Raw genomic sequence first — 19,706 nt, 5'->3', positions numbered from 1 at the left:
GTCAAAGAGGCAAAACCTGGCCGGGATCGGGATGCTCCAGCCAGGCGGCAAATTCATCCACCAGCTGCTCGCTGGCGGCAATGGCCTGGTTCCAGTCGCGCATGCGCGCAGCGGGATCGGCCAGGTGAAAACGGAAATCGCTGCGGTCGGGCAGCTTGCCACGCGGCAGCGTGGCCACCCATTCCGGGCGCAGGCCCAGCAGCAGCACATGGTCCAGCGCAGCCGTGCTGCCGTGCCGCCAGCGCCACGGCTTGTCCAGCCAGCCTGGAATCACGGCACGCTGGAAGTGCGGATAGAGCACGATGCCGCTCTCGCCGCCCTGCCCGCCACGGTAGCGCAGGTGCAGGTGGTAATCGGTAATGCCGCCATCCCAGCAGGCACCCGCCGGCGCACCCGGAATATCGTGCACCGCCTGCAGCACAAACGGAATCGACCCGCTGGCCTGCAGCACGGTCAGCAGGTTGCCGGCATCGAGCGGAATCTGCTGCGTGGGGAATCGGTCATCACCAAACGGCAATACCGCACCGCCGCTGGAAAACACCAGCCGCCCCAGCCAGCGCCCGAGCATCTGGCGCTGCACGGCATTGCCAGCCCAAGCGGCCAGATAGCCGCCGGCGGTCTGCCAGCGGCCGCTTTCCCGCTGCAGCAGGCCGCGCCCGTGCGAAGCCAGTACATGCAGGCGATAGCGCGGATTCTGCACAATGGCCTGCTCGTGTCCGGCGAACATCTGTTGCAGAAAGCGGGCAAAGGCGGCGCTGACCTGCTGCGGTGCCACCGTGCGCTCGCCCGGCTGCTGGCCAAAGTCGCCCTGCACATAGATGCGCTCCAGTTCCTGCAGCGCCGCCACCGGATCGGGCATGCAGGCCGCGGCCCAGCGCCAGGCGCCGATGGAGGCCCCGATCAGGTCGATCGGCTGCTGCGATTGCGGCAACCAGTCACCAAACAGGAAGCGGTCCAGCCGTAGCAACATCAGCCCCTTGGGACCACCGGCTGCTGCCGGCAGCGCGAGCACGTGCCTGGGCTGCAGACCATGTTGCTGGATATGGCGCAGCGCGGCAGGGCCGGCATACAGGGCAAGGGCTCGCATGAACAATCGGACAGTGGGTGATGATCCAAGTGTAAATCCGTGCACTGCATCACGTGATCGGCCGGAAAATAGCATCTGCTTACAGCAGGATTTGTCCCGGATATTGAACCTGCAGGCATCCTGACCCATCTAATCCGCTGTTCACCACCGCTTGAGGAGTCTGCAACATGAATGCACTGGAAATGGCACAGGGCCACCCGACACTGGAAAAGGCCGTCAGGCGCTCGCGCGCCATGCTGCACCGCAAGGCCATGACTGGTGCCGTGACCAGCATGGTGCCGATTCCGGGCATGGACCTGTTTGTCGATGCCACGCTGATGAGCAAGCTGATCCCGCAGATCAACCAGGCCTTCGGCCTGACACCGGAGCAGATCAGCCGCATGGATCCGGAGCGTCAGGAGAAACTGCAAAAGGCGATCGCCACCGTGGGTGCCGTGATGGTCGGCCGCATGGTCACGCGTGACCTGGTACTGCGCGCCATCAAGATGGTGGGCGTGCGCCTGACCACCAAGCAGGCCGTGCGCTACGTGCCGATTGCCGGCCAGGTGGCCGCCGCCTCGCTGGGCTATGCGGCGCTGCGCTATCTGGGCGAGCAGCACATCCGCGAATGCGTGCGCGTCTGCCTCGAGGCCGGCCATGTGCCGGCGCTGCCGGGGCCGGTCACGTCCCGGGTGGCCGAGGTGCTGCCGGAGAAGAAGCGACGCTTTCCGCTGTGGCTGAAGCGGCCGGCCACCTGAGCCGGCACCAGTCTGCAGGCAAGCCACCGCCATTTCCGGATGGCGGTTTTTTGCGCACTGTCACCGCCGGCTCCACGTTATCCCGCCCATAGCCCCAATCGATCACCATCCCCTGCACCAAGCGCTAAAATCCGTCATGTTGCCCGGCCACGCGCCAGGCAAGCCCATTCCATACCCATAACGAGGACACACATGACGACCATCATCAAGCAGGACGATCTGATCGAATCGATTGCTGGCGCGCTGCAGTACATCAGCTACTACCACCCGGCTGACTACATCCAGCACCTGGCGCGCGCCTACGAGCGCGAGCAATCCCCTGCGGCGAAGGACGCCATGGCGCAGATCCTCACCAACAGCAAGATGTCCGCCACCGGCCATCGCCCGATCTGCCAGGACACCGGTATCGTCAACGTGTTCCTGAAGGTGGGCATGGACGTGCGCTTCGAGGGCCTGAGCGGTTCGCTTGATGACGCCATCAACGAAGGCGTGCGCCGTGGCTACAACCTGGCCGAAAACCGCCTGCGCGCATCCGTCGTGGCCGATCCCCACTTCGCGCGCAAGAACACCAAGGACAACACGCCTGCCGTGATCTTTGTCGAGCTGGTGCCCGGCGACAAGCTGGACGTGACCGTCGCAGCCAAGGGCGGCGGCTCCGAGAACAAGACCAAGTTCGTCATGCTGAACCCGTCCGACAGCCTGGTCGACTGGGTGCTGAAGACCGTGCCGACCATGGGTGCCGGCTGGTGTCCGCCGGGCATGCTCGGCATCGGCATCGGCGGTACCGCCGAGAAGGCGATGCTGCTGGCCAAGCAAAGCCTGATGGAAGATCTGGACATGTACCAGCTGCAGGAAAAATCCGCCAAGGGCGAGAAGCTGGACCAGGTCGAGGAGCTGCGTCTGGAGCTGTTCGAAAAGGTCAACGCACTCGGCATTGGTGCACAAGGCCTGGGCGGCCTGACCACCGTGCTGGATGTCAAGATCGCCATGTACCCCACGCACGCCGCCTCCAAGCCGGTAGCCATGATTCCGAACTGCGCTGCGACCCGTCACGCCCATTTCGTCATGGACGGCAGCGGCCCGGTCTACCTGGAGGCACCCAGCCTGGATCTGTGGCCCCAGGTCAACTGGACGCCCAACACCGAAACCAGCAAGCGCGTCGACCTCAACACCCTGACCAAGGAAGAAGTCGCCAGCTGGAAGCCGGGCCAGACCCTGCTGCTCAACGGCAAGATGCTGACCGGCCGCGATGCCGCCCACAAGCGCATCCAGGACATGCTGGCCAAGGGCGAAAAGCTGCCGGTCGACTTCACCAACCGCGTGATCTACTACGTCGGCCCGGTCGATCCGGTGGGCGATGAAGTGGTCGGCCCCGCCGGCCCGACCACCGCCACCCGCATGGACAAGTTCACCGACATGATGCTGGAGCAGACCGGCCTGATCGCCATGATCGGCAAGGCCGAGCGCGGCCCGGTCGCCATCGAATCCATCAAGAACCACAAGTCGGCCTACCTGATGGCCGTGGGTGGTGCCGCCTACCTGGTGTCCAAGGCGATCAAGCAGGCCAAGGTCGTCGGCTTCGAGGATCTGGGCATGGAAGCCATCTACGAATTCGACGTGGTCGACATGCCGGTCACCGTGGCGGTAGACGCCGGCGGCACCAGCGCCCACATCACCGGCCCGGCCGAGTGGGAAAAGCGCATCGCCACTGGCGAATTCAAGGGCATCGACATCACCAGCGCCTGATCGCTCTGTTGCCGGAGCGCTCCGGGCGGTGGCCTTCCGGCTACCGCCCTTTTCCCCCTTGCGAGGCCATGCCATGACCCAGGACACCTATCTTTTCCCGCCACCCCCGGTCGCCTCGGCAGCCATTGCCGGTGACGGCCGCCGCTTCCCTGTCAACCGCATTTTCTGCGTTGGCCGCAACTACCTGGCACACGCCATCGAGATGGGCTTTACCGTCGACAAGGCGGTCGATCCGGCCTTCTACTTCGTCAAGTCGAATGCGCACCTGATCCCGTCTGGCAGCAGCCTGCCCTACGCGCCGCGCACCAGCAATCTGCACTACGAGATGGAGCTGGTCGTGGCCATCGGCAAGGCGGGCCGCAACATCGATGAAGCCGATGCGCACCAGCACATCTACGGCTATGCCTGCGGCTTTGACATGACGCGCCGCGATCTGCAATACCAGTCACGTGACAAGGGCCGCCCCTGGGACACCGGCAAGAACTTCGAGGGTGCCGCCGTGCTGTCTCCCATCGTGCCCATGCCGGAGCAGGTGCTGGAGCAAGGCGCGATCACGCTGCAGCTCAACGGCGAGCAGCGCCAGGCCGGCAATCTGAACCAGCTGATCTGGAACATCCGCGAAGTGATTGCCGACCTGTCGCGCTACTACACGCTGCAGCCCGGCGACCTGATCTACACCGGCACGCCCGAAGGCGTGGGCCCGGTGCAGCCGGGTGACCAGCTGCATGGCGAAGTCGAAGGCGTGGGCAGCATCGACCTGACCATCGCGCCTGCCGCCTGACCAGCCCCGGCAGATGGTGAGCGAGACCGATTTTTCCCGCCAGCCGGTGGGCGTGTTCGACAGCGGCGTTGGCGGGCTCAGCGTGCTGCGCGAGCTGCTGCACGTGCTGCCGCAGGAGGACATGGTCTACCTGGCCGATACCGCCTGGGCACCCTATGGCGAACGCAGCACCGACGAGATCCAGTCACGCAGCTTTGCCATCGCCGATTATCTGGTAGAGCGCTACCACATCAAGGCGCTGGTGGTGGCCTGCAATACCGCCACGGCACAGGCGGCGCAGGAGCTGCGCCTCCGCTACCCGACGCTGCCACTGATCGGCATCGAGCCAGCCATCAAGCCGGCTGCCGCCCTCACCCGCACCGGCCACATCGGCATCATGGCCACACATGGCACGGTGGCCAGCAGCAAGTTCCAGCAGCTGCTGCACACCTGGCGCGGCGAGCACGATGTGCGCGTGCAGGCCTGCAACGGGCTGGCACTGGCAATCGAGAATGCGCTGGATGGCCCGGCCGGACTGGCGCTGGTGCAGCAGCTCTGCGCCACCTATGTGCAGGCGCTGGAGCCCTTTGTCGGCCAGGATCCGGTACAGGGCATTGACACCCTGGCTCTCGGCTGCACGCACTACCCGTTTGCGGCACGCACACTGCAAAAGCTGGTCGGGCCGGACGTCACCCTGATCGATCCCGGTGAGTCGGTAGCACTGCAGACGCGCCGTCTGCTGGAAAAAACCCGGCTGACCCTCCCGGAACCGGACAGCGGCCACCAGCGCCAGCTGTCCTGGCTCTGCACCGCCGCGCCCGAACGGCTGGCACTCGCCGCCGACAAGTGGCTGGGCATCCACGAGGCCCGGGTGGAACAGGTACAGTTCTGAAGCGGCCAAGCGGTCTCAGGCCGCCAGCGCCGCCTGCCGGCCACGCTGCACCCGCATTGGCCACAGAAATGCCAGGCCGGCCACGAAAAACAGGCTGCAGGCCAGGATCGCCACGCGCTGGTTGCCCGAAGCCACCCAGGTGATCAGCCCATAGCTGATCGGCCCGAGGATGCTGGCCAGCCGCGTCGCCGTAGTCCACAGGCCAAAGTATTCGGCCAGCTGCCGTGGCGGTGCAAACAGCCCGACCATGGCACGCCCGGCCGACTGACTGCTACCCATGCACAGCCCGGCCACCGTGGCAGCCACCCAGAACTGCGGCTTGCCCGTGGCCGATGCCGCCAACAGGCAAACCGCGATCCAGCCCAGCAGCGTCAACCCCAGCGCCAACCGGTGACCGATGCGGTCCTGCAGCTGGCCAAACAGCAGTGCCCCCAGCGCCGCCGCCAGGTTCAGCGCCAGCACCATGATCATGGTTTCCTGCGACTCGAAACCGATCACCTGCTCGGCATAAATGGCCGCCAGCGTGATCGCCACTGCCACCCCGGCCTGATAGCACACGGTGCTGCCCAGCAGCAGACGCAGATCAGGCAGCTGCCGCGTCTGCGCCCAGGTGTCGCGCAGCTGGCCCAATGCCTGCGCGATGCCGGTGCGCGCCGTCTGCGGCCGGGGCTGTGCATGCTCGCGCAACAGTGCAAACGTGCCCAGTGCCGGCAGGCCATAGAGCGCCGCCGTGATCAGCATGGTGATGGCCACGTACTCGCCCGCCGGCATGCCCTGGGCCTGCGCCCACAGCACAAAGGCCAGGCAGACCGCCAGCGTCAGCATGCCGCCGGCATAGCCCAAGCCCCAGCCCAGGCCGCTGACTCGCCCCATCGCCTCTGGCTGCGCCAGCTCCGGCAGAAACGCCGCCGTGAGCGATTCGCCCATGCTGTAGAACATATTGGAGATGACGGTCAGCAGCACGGCCAGCAGCACCATGCCCGGCTGCGCCAGCGCCAGCGCGGCGGTAGACAGCACGCACAGCAGCGTCACCAGCATCAGCAGCCGCTTCTTGGCCGCGCTCTGGTCAGCCCAGGCCCCCAGCGCCGGCATCAGCAGCATCACGATCGTGTTCGAAAGACCGATCGCCAGCGTCCAGAGCAGCGTGGCCCAGCTGGCAGCGCCAGCCACGGCCGAAACAAAATAGGCCGAGAACACCGCCGTGAGCACCACCGTGGTGTAGCCGGAATTGGCAAAGTCGTAGAGTGCCCAGCCAAACACCTCGCGCCGGCGCACTCCGGGCCTGAGCGCCCCGTCAGGCAGCAAGGCGAACATGGACGATCAGTGCAGGTGGCGCTTGTTGCGGCCGTTTCCGCGATGCCCGGCCGGGCCGGAGCCGCTCGGCGGCTTGCCCAGCTCCAGCGATTCGACCAGCGCGTCAAAGCGCTGCGTGAACAGCTTGTCCACTTCCTCGACCACGCCGCGCAGCTCGCTGCTGTCGAAATGGCGCTCCATCACGGCAATCACGTCCTGCACCAGCAGATCGCGCTGGATCTGCATGATGGCCGCAGGCGTCGGCCCGACGAACACGATCATGAAATCATCGCGTGCTTCCTCGCCGCGACTCTCACTGTCCTCGTCGTCATATTCGGTATCGTAAAAGGTGACCTCGATGGGCGCGCCGGTACTGGCGAGCTCGTTGAGGTTCATGCACATGTCATCAATGCTGCGACGAAACGCCTCGTCGCCGCGGACCGTCCAGCACATGCGCAACAGGTTCTGGCGCTGGTCGTACTGGATACCGGGCTCTTCGTCGTAGGCACTGGCAGCGCCTTCGGCCAGCGAACGCGCACCGGCGTACTGCCACAGCGGGCGCAGCGCCTCTGCCACATCGTCAGTCGTCACCTCGGGGTGCAGAGAGACCTCGCCGTGCACATGAATTTCAAAGGGGGGATCGTAATGTGCCATAGGATTTCTCTTGCTTTCATCATCAAGGGTGCGCTGGCTGCAGGCACCCGATGCCGCAAGTGTACCGGAGCCCATCCGGCCGCGGGTCATGATTTGTACACATTTGCCACGCCCATGCAGGCCGTGTCATGCCAGTCTGGCACAGACGGGGTAAAATGCAGGTATTCCCTTCAACCTACAAGAGCAGGAAAGGCAGTACGGGTTATGACACCGCGAACTAGCACCACATCCACGCACGGCAACCGCACCACGGCTGCCGGCAAGCTGCCTGCGCGCCCGGTTTTCCCGGCCTGACCCGGAAAACCCTCCCCCACAAGCGCGGCACCCCGCGCTTTTTTCTTGCCCTCATTGATGCACACCATGATCCAGATCACTCTTCCCGACGGTTCCCAGCGCAGTTTCGAACAGGCAGTCACCGTGGCCGATGTCGCCGCCAGCATTGGCAGCGGTCTGGCCAAGGCCGCCCTGGGCGGCAAGGTGGACGACAAGCTGGTCGATACCAGCTACCTGATTGAGCAGGATGCCAACCTGGCCATCGTCACCGCCAAGGACGCCGACGGCCTGGACATGATCCGCCACTCCACCGCCCACCTGCTGGCCTATGCCGTCAAGGAACTGTTCCCGGATGCGCAAGTCACCATCGGCCCGGTGATCGACAACGGTTTCTACTACGACTTCTCCTACAAGCGCCCCTTCACCCCGGAAGACCTGGTCGCCATCGAGAAGAAAATGACCGAGCTCGCCAACAAGGACGAGCCGGTGCAGCGCCGTGTGCTGCCGCGTGACGAGGCCGTGGCCTACTTCAAGGGCATGGGCGAAGACTACAAGGCCGAGATCATCGCCAGCATCCCCAGCAACGAAGATGTCTCCCTCTACCGCGAAGGCGCTTTCGAGGATCTGTGCCGCGGCCCGCACGTGCCCAGCACCGGCAAGCTCAAGCACTTCAAGCTGATGAAGGTGGCCGGTGCCTACTGGCGCGGCGACAGCAGGAACGAGATGCTGCAACGCATCTACGGCACCGCCTGGGCCAGCAAGGACGAGCTCAAGCAGTACCTGCACATGCTGGAAGAAGCCGAAAAGCGCGACCATCGCAAGCTGGCACGCGAACTCGACCTGTTCCACATCGACGAGCACTCCCCCGGCACCGTGTTCTGGCACCCCAAGGGCTGGACCATCTGGCAGCAGGTGGAGCAATACATGCGCAACGTCTACCGCGACAACGGCTACCAGGAAGTCAAGGGGCCGCAGTTGCTCGACAAGGGGCTGTGGGAAAAGACCGGCCACTGGGACAAGTACCGTGAAAACATGTTCACCACCGAATCGGAAAAGCGCGATTACGCCCTCAAGCCGATGAACTGCCCGGGCCACATCCTGATCTACAAGCAGGGCGTGCGCAGCTACCGCGACCTGCCGCTGCGCTACGGCGAATTCGGTCAGTGCCACCGCAACGAACCCAGCGGCGGCCTGCACGGCATCATGCGCGTGCGCGCCTTCACGCAGGATGACGGCCACATCTTCTGTACCGAAGACCAGATCCTGGCCGAATGCAGCGCCTTCACCGCCCTGCTGCAGAAGGTGTATGCCGATTTCGGTTTCAGCAACATCATCTACAAGGTGTCTACCCGTCCCGAGCAGCGCATCGGCTCCGACGAGGTCTGGGACAAGGCCGAACATGCGCTGATGGAAAGCCTGCGCGCTTCCGGCTGCGACTACGTGATCTCCCCCGGCGATGGTGCCTTTTACGGCCCCAAGATCGAATACACGCTGAAGGACGCCATCGGCCGTGAATGGCAGTGCGGTACCATCCAGGTCGATTTCTCCATGCCGGAACGCCTGGACGCCGAGTTCGTGGGCGAGGACGGCAACCGCCACCGCCCGGTGATGCTGCATCGCGCCATTGTTGGCAGCATGGAACGATTCATCGGTATCCTGATCGAACAATATGCGGGTGCCCTGCCCTCCTGGCTGGCTCCGGTGCAGGTTGCCGTGCTCAATATCACCGATGCACAGGCCGATTACGCCCGAAACGTGGCAGAAACGCTGCGAAAACAAGGCATTCGGGTCATCACGGACCTGCACAACGACAAGATTACCTATAAAATACGCAGTTATGCTACGCAGAAGCTGCCGTACATCCTGGTCGTTGGCGACAAGGAAAAAGAGCACAACAGCGTAGCCGTACGCGCCAGAGGCAACCAGGATCTTGGCGTGATGTCGGTGGATGCATTCACTGAACTGCTCCAGCAGGACATCGCCCGCAAGTCCCTGCAGGCAGAAACCCCTTCTGTCTGACCGCTTTCGGTGGCCAGCCAGCAATGGGTGGTCGCCTGTCTTGCGTGATTGACCGTAACTGAAAAAAGGATATCTACCATCGCTACCGAATATCGTGACCGCCGCCACCGTGAAGAACGCAAGCACCGTCTGAACCGTGAAATCACGGCTCCTGAAGTACGCCTGTCCAGCCCGGACAACGAGCCTCTCGGCATCGTTTCCCTGCAGGAAGCCCTGCGCATGGCCGGAGACCTGGATGTGGACCTGGTGGAAATTGCCGCCACGGCCAATCCACCGGTCTGCCGCCTGATGGACTACGGCAAATTCAAGTACCAGGAACAGAAGAAAGCTGCCGAAGCCAAGGCCAAGCAGAAAGTCATTGATGTCAAGGAAGTCAAGTTCCGCCCCGGCACCGATGATGGCGACTACAACATCAAGATGCGCAACATCCGCCGCTTCCTCGAAGACGGCGACAAGTGCAAGATCACGCTGCGCTTCCGCGGCCGCGAGATCACGCACCAGCAGCTGGGCATGGACCTGCTGCAGCGCATCCGTGACGAACTCGGCGACAGCATCGTGGTAGAACAGTTCCCCAAGCTGGAAGGCCGCCAGATGATCATGATGATCGCACCTGGCCGCAAGAAGGCAAGCAGTTCCAAGGACACCAAGCCGCAGGCCGCCGACGCGCCTGCAGCTGAAGCCGACGGCCAGTAAGGCTGTCGCACCCCGTCTGGCAGGCGGCGCAAGCGGTCTGCCATTCAGTCGTTCCGGCAACGGAATCGGCAACAACAAGTGGCTCGGGGCCAGCAAGAGGATGTCAAGGTGACATTCCGCCTCACGAGCACAACAAAAAAGGAGCATTCCAATGCCCAAGATGAAGACCAAGAGCAGCGCGAAAAAACGTTTCCGCGTTCGTCCGGGTGGTAGCGTCAAGCGTGGCCAGGCTTTCAAGCGCCACATCCTGACCAAGAAGACCACCAAGAACAAGCGCCACCTGCGCGGCGCAGTGGATGTCCATGAGACCAACATGGGTCACATGGCACAGATGCTGCCCAAGCAAGGCCTGTAATCAACTGACGAACAAGGAGAAATAATATGCCTCGCGTCAAACGTGGTGTAACGGCACGTGCCCGTCACAAGAAAGTCCTCGCCCTGGCCAAGGGTTTCCGTGGTCGTCGTGGTAACGTCTATCGCGTAGCCAAGCAGGCAGTCATGAAGGCTGCCCAGTATGCCTACCGTGACCGCCGCAACAAGAAGCGCGTGTTCCGCCAGCTGTGGATCACCCGTATCAACGCCGCTGCCCGTGCCAATGGCCTGACTTACAGCCAGTTCACCAATGGTCTGAAGAAAGCCGCCATCGAGATCGACCGCAAGGTGCTGGCCGATATCGCCGTGCATGATGCGGCTGCTTTCACCAGCATCGTGAACCAGGTCAAGGCCAAGCTGGCAGCCTGAGTCACGACGGGTTCCCCGCGACGCCTGTTGCCTGCCAACTGACGCCCGGCGAACCCGCTGGCCAAAGCAAAGGGCTGGTCCTGCACAAGGGTCCAGCCCTTTTTCATTGTCTCCGTACCAAGAGACCGCATCCACCCATCTGTCACCCAATGCGGCGACAATGGCTGCATGCCGTTTCGCGGCGTGCTGCCCTGCAGCACCACCCCGTATTTCCTTTGTCAGACCCAGGCAGCGCCGCCGCGCTGCCACCATTGCAAGAATCCTTCATGAACGACCTGGAAGCCATCGTTGCCAGCGCGCAGCAGAGTTTCGATCAAGCCACTACCCCGAACGACCTGGAAAACGCCAAGGCGCGCTTCCTGGGCAAGTCCGGCCAGATCACCGAGCTGATGAAGGGCATGGCCCAGCTCAGCGTGGACGAGAAAAAGTCCCGTGGTGCCGCCATCAACCAGGCCAAACAGGCGATCGAAGCCGCGCTGACGGCACGCCGCCAGGCGCTGGCCGAGGCCGAGCTGCAGGCGCAGCTGCAGGCCGAAGCACTGGATGTCACCCTGCCCGGCCGCCAGCGCGGTGCCGGTGGCCTGCACCCGGTGACGCTGACCATGGAGCGCATCGAGCAGCTGTTCGGCTCCATGGGCTTTGAAGTGGCGCGTGGCCCGGAAATCGAATCCGACTGGTTCAACTTTACTGCGCTGAACACGCCGGAAGACCACCCGGCGCGCTCCATGCACGACACCTTCTATGTCGAAGGAGGCAGCCTGCTGCGCACCCACACCAGCCCGATGCAGATCCGCCATGCGGTGCAGCACGTCAAGCGTCACCAGAACCTGCTGGACGCCGGCCAGCGCATCCCCGAGGTGCGCGTGATTGCCCCCGGCCGCACCTACCGCGTGGACAGCGATGCCACGCACTCGCCCATGTTCCACCAGTGCGAAGGCCTGTGGGTCGGCGAAAACATCAGCTTCAAGGACCTGAAGGTGGTGTTTACCGAGTTCTGCCGCAAGTTCTTCGAAAGCGATGACCTGGTGCTGCGTTTCCGCCCCAGCTTCTTCCCCTTTACCGAGCCCAGCGCCGAGATCGACATCCAGTTCCAGAGCGGCCCGCTGGCCGGCAAGTGGCTGGAAGTGGCCGGCAGCGGCCAGACCCACCCCAACGTGATCCGCAACATGGGCCTGGACCCGGAGCAGTACATCGGCTTTGCCTTTGGCATGGGTCTGGACCGCTTCACCATGCTGCGTTATGGCGTGAATGACCTGCGCCTGTTCTTTGATGGCGACGTGCGCTTCCTGAGCCAGTTCCGCTGATCCGGCTGGCCGCACCTTCGTCCTCCCCGCTGACCGCATTCCTGTCCTGAATATCCCATGCAATTCCCCGAATCCTGGCTCCGTCAATTCTGCAACCCGTCCCTGAGCACCGAACAGCTGGCCGACACCCTGACCATGGCTGGTCTGGAAGTCGAGGAGTTGCGCCCGGTGGCTCCGCCCTTCACGTCCATCGTGGTGGCCGAAATCAAGGATGCGGAACAGCATCCCGATGCCGATCGCCTGCGCGTGTGCAAGGTCGATGCCGGCACCGGCGAACTGCTGCAGATCGTCTGCGGCGCACCCAACGCCCGCCCCGGCATCCGGATTCCCTGCGCCACGGTCGGTGCCGAACTGCCGCCCGGTGAAGACGGCAAGCCGTTCAGGATCAAGGTCGGCAAGCTGCGCGGCGTGCAGAGTTTCGGCATGCTGTGCTCGGCGCGTGAGCTGGGCCTGTCCGAAGACCACGGCGGCCTGCTGGAACTGCCGGCCGATGCACCGATCGGCCAGGACATTCGCACCTATCTGGATCTGGACGACACCCTGTTCACGCTCAAGCTCACACCCAATCTGGCGCACTGCCTGAGCGTCTACGGTGTCGCGCGTGAAGTTTCTGCCCTGACCGGAGCCCCGCTGCAAGCGCTGCCGGAAGCCAGCGTCCCCGTCAGCACGGAGGATGCCGTCAAGGTCACGGTGGAAGCGCCCGACCTGTGCGGCCGCTTCAGCGGTCGCGTGATCCGTGGCGTCAACACCGAAGCTGCCACCCCGGCCTGGATGGTGGATCGTCTGGCGCGCTGCGGCCAGCGCAGCGTCTCGGCGCTGGTGGACATTTCCAACTACGTGATGTTCGAACTGGGCCAGCCTTCGCACATTTTCGATCGCGACAAGATCCACGGCTCCGAACTGAACGTGCGCTGGGGCCGTGAAGGCGAACAGCTGAAGCTGCTCAACGGCAACACGGTGGCTCTGGACAGCCAGGTCGGCGTGATTGCCGATGCCCGCGAGGTGGAATCGCTGGCCGGCATCATGGGTGGCGATGCCTCTGCCGTCGGTGATGACACGCAGAACGTCTATGTCGAGGTCGCTTTCTGGTGGCCCAAGGCCGTCGCCGGCCGTTCGCGCCGCTACAACTTCAGCACCGATGCCGGCCATCGCTACGAGCGCGGTGTCGACCCGGCACGCACGCTGCAGGTGGTGGAGCGCATCAGCCAGCTGATCCTTGAGATCTGCGGTGGCCAGGCCGGCCCGGCCAGCGATGTGCAGCCGGCCATGCCGCAGGCCAGGCCCGTCAGTTTGCGCGTGGACCGCGCCAGCAAGGTCATCGGCATGCCGGTCAGCGCCGAACAATGCCTGTCTGCCCTGCGCGGCCTCGGCCTGCCGAGCGAACTCGACGGCAACCTGATCACCGTCACGCCGCCGAGCTACCGCTTTGACCTGTCCTGCGAAGAGGATCTGATCGAGGAAGTGATCCGCATCATCGGTTACGACAAGCTGCCGACGACGCCGCCACAGGCCCCGATCACACCCAAGGCACCGCTGGAAACCCGCCGCAATCCATTTGCCGTGCGCCGCCAGCTGGCCGCGCTGGGCTATCAGGAAACCATCAACTACAGCTTTGTCGAGGAACGCTGGGAACGCGAGCTGGCCGGCAATGACCAGCCGATCCGCCTGCTGAACCCGATTGCCAGCCAGATGAGCGTGATGCGTACCTCGCTGATCGGCTCGCTGCTGAACGTGGTCAAGTTCAACCTGGACCGCAAGGCCAGTCGTGTGCGCGTGTTCGAAGTGGGTCACATCTTCCTGCGCGACGATACCGTGGTGGACAGCGATACCACCGTGGCCGGATTCGACCAGCCGATGCGCGTTGCCGGCATGGCCTACGGCCCGCTGAACGTGCCGCACTGGAGCAATGCCAAGGAAGGTGCAGCCGACTTCTACGATGCCAAGGGCGATGTGGAAGCGCTGCTGGCGCCGCAGCGTCCGGTTTTCGAAGCCGCCGAGCATCCGGCACTGCACCCGGGCCGCTGCGCCCGCATCCTGCTGGATGGCCGCGAGATCGGTGTGCTGGGCGAACTGCACCCGCGCTGGCGCCAGGCCTACGATCTGCCGCAGGCTCCGGTGCTGTTCGAGCTGGACTGGGAAGCCGTGCTGCAGCGTCCGCTGCCGAAGTCGCAGCCGGTGCCCAAGTACCAGGCCGCCGAACGCGACGTTGCCGTAATCGTGAAGGAATCGGTCACACACGATCAGCTGATCGCCGCAGCGCAGGCTGCGCCCACCCAGGGCCTGCTGCGCAGCGCCAGCGTGTTCGACATTTTCCGCCCCAAGGCCGGCCAGACCGTGGACTGGCTGGCTGCCGACGAGAAGAGCGTGGCAATCCGCCTGCTGCTGCAGAACGATGCCGCCGCCCTGACGGACGAGGCGCTGGAGCAGGCCCGCCTGGCGGTGCTGAACCAGCTGATCGACAGCCTTGACGCACGTCAGCGCGGCTGATCGCAGAACACGCTACCATTACGCCCTGACCTTCTTGTTGCACGACAATGAATATTGCTCTCGATTCCCTCGAAACCCCGACCCTGACCAAGGCCCAGCTCGCCGAAAAGCTGTTCGACAACATCGGTCTGAACAAGCGCGAGGCCAAGGACATGGTCGATGCCTTCTTCGACCTGATCGTGCAGGAACTGGTCAAGGGCAATGACGTGAAGATCTCCGGCTTCGGCAACTTCCAGCTGCGCTCGAAGTCGCCGCGCCCGGGACGCAACCCGCGTACCGGCGAGCTGATCTCGATCGAGGCACGCCGTGTCGTGACCTTTCATGCCAGCAACAAGCTCAAGGCCATCGTGCAGGGTGACGAACCCTCCCCCGGCGACGAAGACTGAGCAGGCGGCTTCACGCAGCACATGGAGTGTGGCAGCCAAGTCCCCGCGTTGCGTCAGCTTTGGCGTATGATGATGGGGTTTTTGTCCAAGAAACAGGCAGATGAGCAGTACCGAACTTCCCCCGATTCCGGCGAAACGCTATTTCACCATTGGTGAGGTGGCCGAGCTGTGCGGCGTCAAGCCGCACGTGCTGCGCTACTGGGAGCAGGAGTTCACCCAGCTCACACCCATGAAGCGCCGCGGCAACCGCCGCTACTACCAGCACCACGAAGTGCTGATGGTGCGCCAGATCCGCAATCTGCTGTATGAACAGGGTTTCACCATCAGCGGTGCGCGACACCAGCTGGAGATGAGCAAGAACAGCAGCAAGTCTGCCGCCGCCGCAGCAGTCGCTGCCAAGCCCGCGTCCCTGCCCGCGCATCCCGACGTCAAGAGCACTGATCTGCCCCCCATTACCGATGTCGGCAGCCTGCGCAAGGAGCTCGAGGCCATCCTCGGTTTTCTGTCCTGACATTCAGCCGCACAAGATTTTTTCAGCCTGTTGTAAAAATCCTCAAAAACAGCCTATAATCTATGTCTTCGGCGTGTGGCGCAGCCTGGTAGCGCACTTGCATGGGGTGCAAGGGGTCGCGAGTTCGAATCCCGCCACGCCGACCAATAAAATCAAGGGCTTAGCCTCACAAGGGCTAGGCCCTTGTTCCGTTCTAAGGCTGTTTTACCCCGTCAGTGTCTATATAGTGTCTATAACGGACAGGGCACTTTCCGGCACCAGTGCCACCACGCGGAAAATATTTTTCGTTTGTCTCGTTACTGCAACGTTCGCCAGCTTCTGGTGCGGCACGGTGCCACCAACGAAAAAACGGCCACAGGGGCCGTTAGGTGCAGGGGCTGGGGCTACCCCTTCAGGGTTCAGAACGTCACGCCTGCGCGGCTTCTATGGCATCCAGTGCGGCACAGTGCAACGCTGCCAGACCGTCCACCATATCGGCCAGCTCCTGCAGCATGGGGTCATCCGTGCCGTGTGCCGCATCGGCCAGCAGGTCAAAGGGCAGACCGTCATCGCAGGGGGACAGGCGGCCTGTGGATTCCTCACCAGTCAGGAAAAATAACTGCCACTCCACTAGACGATGCACCAGCTGGGTGCGTGACAGGTGCGTGACGATTGCGGCTTGATCCTGATGCATGGGGTTCCTCTCGTTCGTTGGTTGTTACTGCAGGCAGTGTGCCACCCAGCGCAACGGGCTCCAACTACTATTTTCTTATATCAAACCGCTATAACCCCACGTCTATTAATAAGTTAGTGCTATTACTAACGCCGTTAGGCTGGCGCTTTACTGGCACTGGGTGGAGTAACTAACACCTGCTGCGCTGCAGAATGCGCTTGCTGCCGGGGCTGGGCCTGCTGGCCGGGTGAATTTTTCAGACCCCCCTGCCCACCGGGGGGTGGGACCAACGCCCCTACCCCCACCCCCTCTGCTAAGGTTTGGCTCACAACTGGAACCCCGTTTTAAAACCGGCTGGAAAACTGACCTTGCCATGACGCCGCGCCAACCCATCCCAATGCTTGATGATCCTGCCGGCAGCCTGCTGGATTTCATGCAGGCGGGATGCCATGCGGTTGTTGGTATCCGTGAAGCGCTTGACCTGGGCGTGCTTGAACACCTTGCCCAGCTGCTCAGGCGTGACCATGCCCAGCACGCCAGGCTTGGTGCGCCACTTGTGCTGCATGACAGAATTGATCCACCCTTTCATCCCCTCGACGCGGGTGACGGGCGGCATCTCATCCACCGAGTCGAAGCCCAGGTCGCGGGCTACGGCGGTTGTTACCGGATCAGCCCCCTGGCTTCCAGATCGTCCTGCTGCTTCGCTGCCCACCCCAGCGGCTTGACTATCAGGCGCGGGTCCAGCTTGCCCGTTGTCAGGCTGTTGAACAGCGCTTCCATCATGTGCTTCCACATCAGCTGCAGCTCCGGGTTGTTGTGCGTGCTGGACCACGTATCCACTTCCACCTTGAACACCGCTCTGATCGCCCGCAACCGTGCGGCTGGAGGCATCTTTTCCACCTCCTCCACGGGCAGCGGTTGAACCTTGTTGTTTTCCATTGTCGCCTCTCAGAATGTTCTGCGCCTGTTCCTTGCTCTCGGCGCGGTTGATGCTTTCGATAATACCGTGGGTTATGGGAGCGTCCGTCTTCAACAGAGCCGGGTCGCGGTTGTAGAGTTCCACGGCGCGGGCAAAAGCCTCTCGGGCAGACCGTCCGGCAGCAACCACAGGGTTCTTGTCCTCACCCACCACCCGCTCACCCGCTAGGTGCGAGCTAACAGCGCCAAACGCCTGATCCAGTGCTTTCACCAAGTCCAGGTCAATGCCCTGGGAAGCATCGTACAGCTCTTGCGCCGCAGCGCCAAACTCGAACCCGCCGTCAGCGCCAACGCGCACGTTGAACGGGCTGGTCGGCAGCGAGCTGGCGTAATCGCCATCACCCGCACCATAGTCGAAGGCGTGGCTGAACTCGTGGATGGTAGTGGCCGTGGCGTGCGCCTTGTTCTCCGGCGAGTCGTCAGCCAGAGCGTCACGCGTGACGTATACCTTGCCTTCTGTCGGGGAGTACAGACCCTCGTTGCCTTTGCCCAGGTCATCGAAGATCACGTCAGTGACGTTGTCCCGGCCCCAGCGCACGATGTTGGCAGACGGCGAGTTCAGCGCGTTGGCGATAGCCGCCTTGGCACGGGAGTTCTCCTCGCCGGACAGGTTCGGCGTGGCGTCCAGGGTAGCCTGCGCTTGCGCAACGGCCTCGTAATCACCAGCCTCACTGGCGGTCTTGATCTTCTCCCTGGCACTGTTGCGCACGGTGTTGGCGCTGGGCACGAAGGCCCTGGCGGCCAGGCGCTCAGCCTTGGGCATGTCCTCGGCGCTGACCAGCGGCTGCTGACCCCACTGGCCGGAGAACTCGCCTTCCACCCCGGAAGACAACACCCCCACGCGGCTGCCAGCGCCGTCGCGGCCTGCGCCCAGGCTGAACAGCGGCGTCTTGACCTCGGGCGCGGTGTTCTTGAAAGCCGTCTTGCCCTCAAGGCCCAGGCGCACGATGTCCGGCTGGAGTTTGGCCCCCAGCTCCGGCTCGATGGTGGCCTGTCCCGTCGTGGGCAGGCCGTAGTGGCCCCGCAGCGTGTCCAGCTGCGCAGGCGTCACCCCAGTAGCAGGCAGCTGCTGGTTGAGCATGGCCGTGGCTTCCTCGGGCGTGTGGGCCTCTAGCGTGCGGGCACTCGCCTCGCCGCTGGCCTCGCCAAGTCCGAGGTTGCCTCGGTTGTGCTGCTCGGATGCGGTCGCCTCGGACACGGCAAGCGCCAGCTTGTACGCCTTGCCCAGGTCCATGCCCTTGTCAGTGGCCCCCTTGAACGCCAGCCGGCCTTCGATATTCAGCGCAGACGCGTTGTTCGGCCCACGCTCGGACCAGCCGGTGCGCTCGTGAATCGGGGCGTGCATGGTAGAGGCCGTGTCCCATTTGGCCTGTAGGGCTTTCTGCTCGGCAGGCGTGCCGAGCTGGCGCTGCATCTGCGCGTATTCGGCGCTGTCCACCCCGATGGCACCTTCCCCGCGCCCGTGGCTGGAGATGTTGACGTTGGGGTCCGTGTCCGTGTCGGAGACTGCGCCGTCGCTGTCAGGACGCCCTTGCTCCTGTCCTTGCGCAAGCGCCTCGAACTCTGCGGCCACCGTTGCGCCACCATCTGCGACATGGGAGTCCGCAGCGTCAACCTCGTACCCTCGGCTTCGCCGCCACTGCTCCGCCTCCTGGACTAGCCCTTCAGCCTTGCCGGCACGTTGCACGTTGGCCCAGGTAGAGGCTACCTGGTTGGCGGGGATTCCCTCGGAGCGCATGTAGTCGCCGACGAAGGTGGGCATGCCATCTTCGCCCACGGTAGTCTCCTGCACGGGGGCGCTGCGGGTTCCCGGCTCGAACACGTTGATGGTGGCGTAGTGCTCGATGTCGGACATCACCTGGGGCAGGTTGGCCTTTACCAAGGAAGCGGTCACCGCACCGGGCGAGCCTTCTGCCACCTTCAGGCGCTCGTTGATCTTGGCGGCAATAGCCGTCATGGCGATGTCGTTGCCTTCGTGGTCCTGGTACTTGTTGACCGTGCGCTTGCCGATGCCGGTAGTCGCCGTGCGCCCGCGCACTACAGCCACCATGGCACGCACCTTGTCGATGGCTGGGGAGTTGCCGTACCTGGCGTTCACCACGTCCAGGGATCGCTCCTCCTGCGTGGCGTGGTCCTTGTCCGCCGCTGGCCATACATCTTCCGCCGCCAGACGCGTCTTCAGCTTGGCTGCGTTGGGTGACTTGGGGGTCGCAGGGGCCTGGGCAGGCGCAGGGACTTCGACCGCTGCAGGAGCCTGGGCAACCGCAGGTTTTTGGGCAGGGGCAGGGGCTGCTGGGGCTTCGACCGCTGCAGGTGTTTGGGCAGGCGCAGGGGCTGCTGGGGCTTCGGTCGCCACGGGGCCTGGGCAGCCGCAGGGGCTGCGGGCGTTTCGGTCGCCACGGGGGCTTGTGCAACCAGCGCTTCGGCGGTTTGCTCTACAGTAGGCTCGACAGATGCAGGCTGTTCGCCCTGCGCATTTTTCCGAATAGTGAG

General features: G+C 63.7%; 17 protein-coding genes and 1 tRNA gene. 13 read left to right on the top strand and 5 right to left on the bottom strand.

Annotation, left to right across the window (positions count from 1 at the left end; genetic code table 11):
• Position 1: 1 nt before the first annotated feature.
• Positions 2 to 1,087, bottom strand: a complete 1,086-nt coding sequence (locus C513_RS0110130; RefSeq protein ID WP_026320746.1) for a hypothetical protein — start codon at positions 1,085 to 1,087, stop codon at positions 2 to 4.
• A gap of 167 nt (positions 1,088 to 1,254) precedes the next feature.
• On the opposite strand from C513_RS0110130, the gene C513_RS0110125 reads away from it, so the two are divergent.
• From C513_RS0110125 to murI, 4 genes are all read left to right on the top strand, one after another.
• A complete protein-coding gene (locus tag C513_RS0110125) occupies positions 1,255 to 1,824 on the top strand; it encodes a hypothetical protein (RefSeq protein WP_018715898.1) in 570 nt (189 codons plus the stop codon).
• Positions 1,825 to 2,016: 192 nt separating this feature from the next.
• Positions 2,017 to 3,570: a fumarate hydratase gene (locus C513_RS0110120; RefSeq protein WP_018715897.1), complete on the top strand. Its 1,554-nt coding sequence runs from the start codon at positions 2,017 to 2,019 to the stop codon at positions 3,568 to 3,570.
• Positions 3,571 to 3,643: 73 nt separating this feature from the next.
• On the top strand, positions 3,644 to 4,351 hold the full coding sequence (locus C513_RS0110115) for a fumarylacetoacetate hydrolase family protein (RefSeq protein WP_018715896.1): 708 nt from the start codon (positions 3,644 to 3,646) through the stop codon (positions 4,349 to 4,351).
• A gap of 13 nt (positions 4,352 to 4,364) precedes the next feature.
• Positions 4,365 to 5,222 carry a glutamate racemase gene (gene murI / locus C513_RS0110110; protein ID WP_018715895.1) on the top strand — a complete coding sequence of 286 codons (858 nt, stop codon included), beginning with the start codon at positions 4,365 to 4,367 and terminating at the stop codon, positions 5,220 to 5,222.
• A gap of 15 nt (positions 5,223 to 5,237) precedes the next feature.
• Here murI and C513_RS0110105 read toward each other — a convergent pair whose 3' ends face one another.
• Together C513_RS0110105 and C513_RS0110100 are read right to left on the bottom strand one after the other, a co-directional pair.
• Positions 5,238 to 6,536, bottom strand: a complete 1,299-nt coding sequence (locus C513_RS0110105) for an MFS transporter (protein WP_026320745.1) — start codon at positions 6,534 to 6,536, stop codon at positions 5,238 to 5,240.
• 6 nt (positions 6,537 to 6,542) lie between these two features.
• Positions 6,543 to 7,169 (bottom strand): DUF6806 family protein, encoded by a 627-nt coding sequence (locus C513_RS0110100; RefSeq protein WP_018715893.1) that lies wholly within the window; start codon positions 7,167 to 7,169, stop codon positions 6,543 to 6,545.
• A 360-nt stretch (positions 7,170 to 7,529) separates the two neighbouring features.
• Between C513_RS0110100 and thrS the strand changes: the two genes are divergently transcribed.
• From thrS to C513_RS0110055, 9 genes are all read left to right on the top strand, one after another.
• Positions 7,530 to 9,461 carry a threonine--tRNA ligase gene (thrS, locus tag C513_RS0110095; protein ID WP_018715892.1) on the top strand — a complete coding sequence of 644 codons (1,932 nt, stop codon included), beginning with the start codon at positions 7,530 to 7,532 and terminating at the stop codon, positions 9,459 to 9,461.
• A 69-nt stretch (positions 9,462 to 9,530) separates the two neighbouring features.
• Complete coding sequence (gene infC, locus C513_RS0110090; protein WP_076342735.1) at positions 9,531 to 10,154, top strand: translation initiation factor IF-3; 624 nt, start codon at positions 9,531 to 9,533, stop codon at positions 10,152 to 10,154.
• Between the two features lie 151 nt (positions 10,155 to 10,305).
• Positions 10,306 to 10,509: a 50S ribosomal protein L35 gene (rpmI, locus tag C513_RS0110085; RefSeq protein WP_018715890.1), complete on the top strand. Its 204-nt coding sequence runs from the start codon at positions 10,306 to 10,308 to the stop codon at positions 10,507 to 10,509.
• A gap of 26 nt (positions 10,510 to 10,535) precedes the next feature.
• On the top strand, positions 10,536 to 10,895 hold the full coding sequence (gene rplT / locus C513_RS0110080) for a 50S ribosomal protein L20 (RefSeq protein WP_026320743.1): 360 nt from the start codon (positions 10,536 to 10,538) through the stop codon (positions 10,893 to 10,895).
• 266 nt (positions 10,896 to 11,161) lie between these two features.
• Positions 11,162 to 12,199: a phenylalanine--tRNA ligase subunit alpha gene (gene pheS / locus C513_RS0110075; RefSeq protein WP_018715888.1), complete on the top strand. Its 1,038-nt coding sequence runs from the start codon at positions 11,162 to 11,164 to the stop codon at positions 12,197 to 12,199.
• Positions 12,200 to 12,256: 57 nt separating this feature from the next.
• Positions 12,257 to 14,686 (top strand): phenylalanine--tRNA ligase subunit beta, encoded by a 2,430-nt coding sequence (pheT, locus tag C513_RS0110070; protein ID WP_018715887.1) that lies wholly within the window; start codon positions 12,257 to 12,259, stop codon positions 14,684 to 14,686.
• A 47-nt stretch (positions 14,687 to 14,733) separates the two neighbouring features.
• Positions 14,734 to 15,072, top strand: a complete 339-nt coding sequence (locus C513_RS0110065; RefSeq protein ID WP_018715886.1) for an integration host factor subunit alpha — start codon at positions 14,734 to 14,736, stop codon at positions 15,070 to 15,072.
• Between the two features lie 100 nt (positions 15,073 to 15,172).
• Positions 15,173 to 15,583, top strand: a complete 411-nt coding sequence (locus C513_RS0110060) for a MerR family transcriptional regulator (RefSeq protein WP_018715885.1) — start codon at positions 15,173 to 15,175, stop codon at positions 15,581 to 15,583.
• 69 nt (positions 15,584 to 15,652) lie between these two features.
• Positions 15,653 to 15,729: transfer RNA gene (locus tag C513_RS0110055), tRNA-Pro, on the top strand.
• 260 nt (positions 15,730 to 15,989) lie between these two features.
• Here C513_RS0110055 and C513_RS0110050 read toward each other — a convergent pair.
• Both C513_RS0110050 and C513_RS14430 read right to left on the bottom strand, forming a co-directional pair.
• Positions 15,990 to 16,256, bottom strand: a complete 267-nt coding sequence (locus C513_RS0110050; RefSeq protein WP_018715884.1) for a hypothetical protein — start codon at positions 16,254 to 16,256, stop codon at positions 15,990 to 15,992.
• A 304-nt stretch (positions 16,257 to 16,560) separates the two neighbouring features.
• Positions 16,561 to 19,569, bottom strand: coding sequence for a hypothetical protein (locus tag C513_RS14430; RefSeq protein WP_169335122.1), 3,009 nt, complete (start codon positions 19,567 to 19,569; stop codon positions 16,561 to 16,563).
• Positions 19,570 to 19,706 lie beyond the last annotated feature (137 nt).

It is taken from the genome of Allobrachymonas chironomi DSM 19884, from assembly GCF_000374625.1.
In the GTDB taxonomy this organism is placed as follows: Bacteria; Pseudomonadota; Gammaproteobacteria; order Burkholderiales; family Burkholderiaceae_C; genus Brachymonas; species Brachymonas chironomi.
The sequence above is the reverse complement of the archived record's forward strand: the minus strand, read 5'-3'. Positions and strand labels throughout refer to the sequence as shown.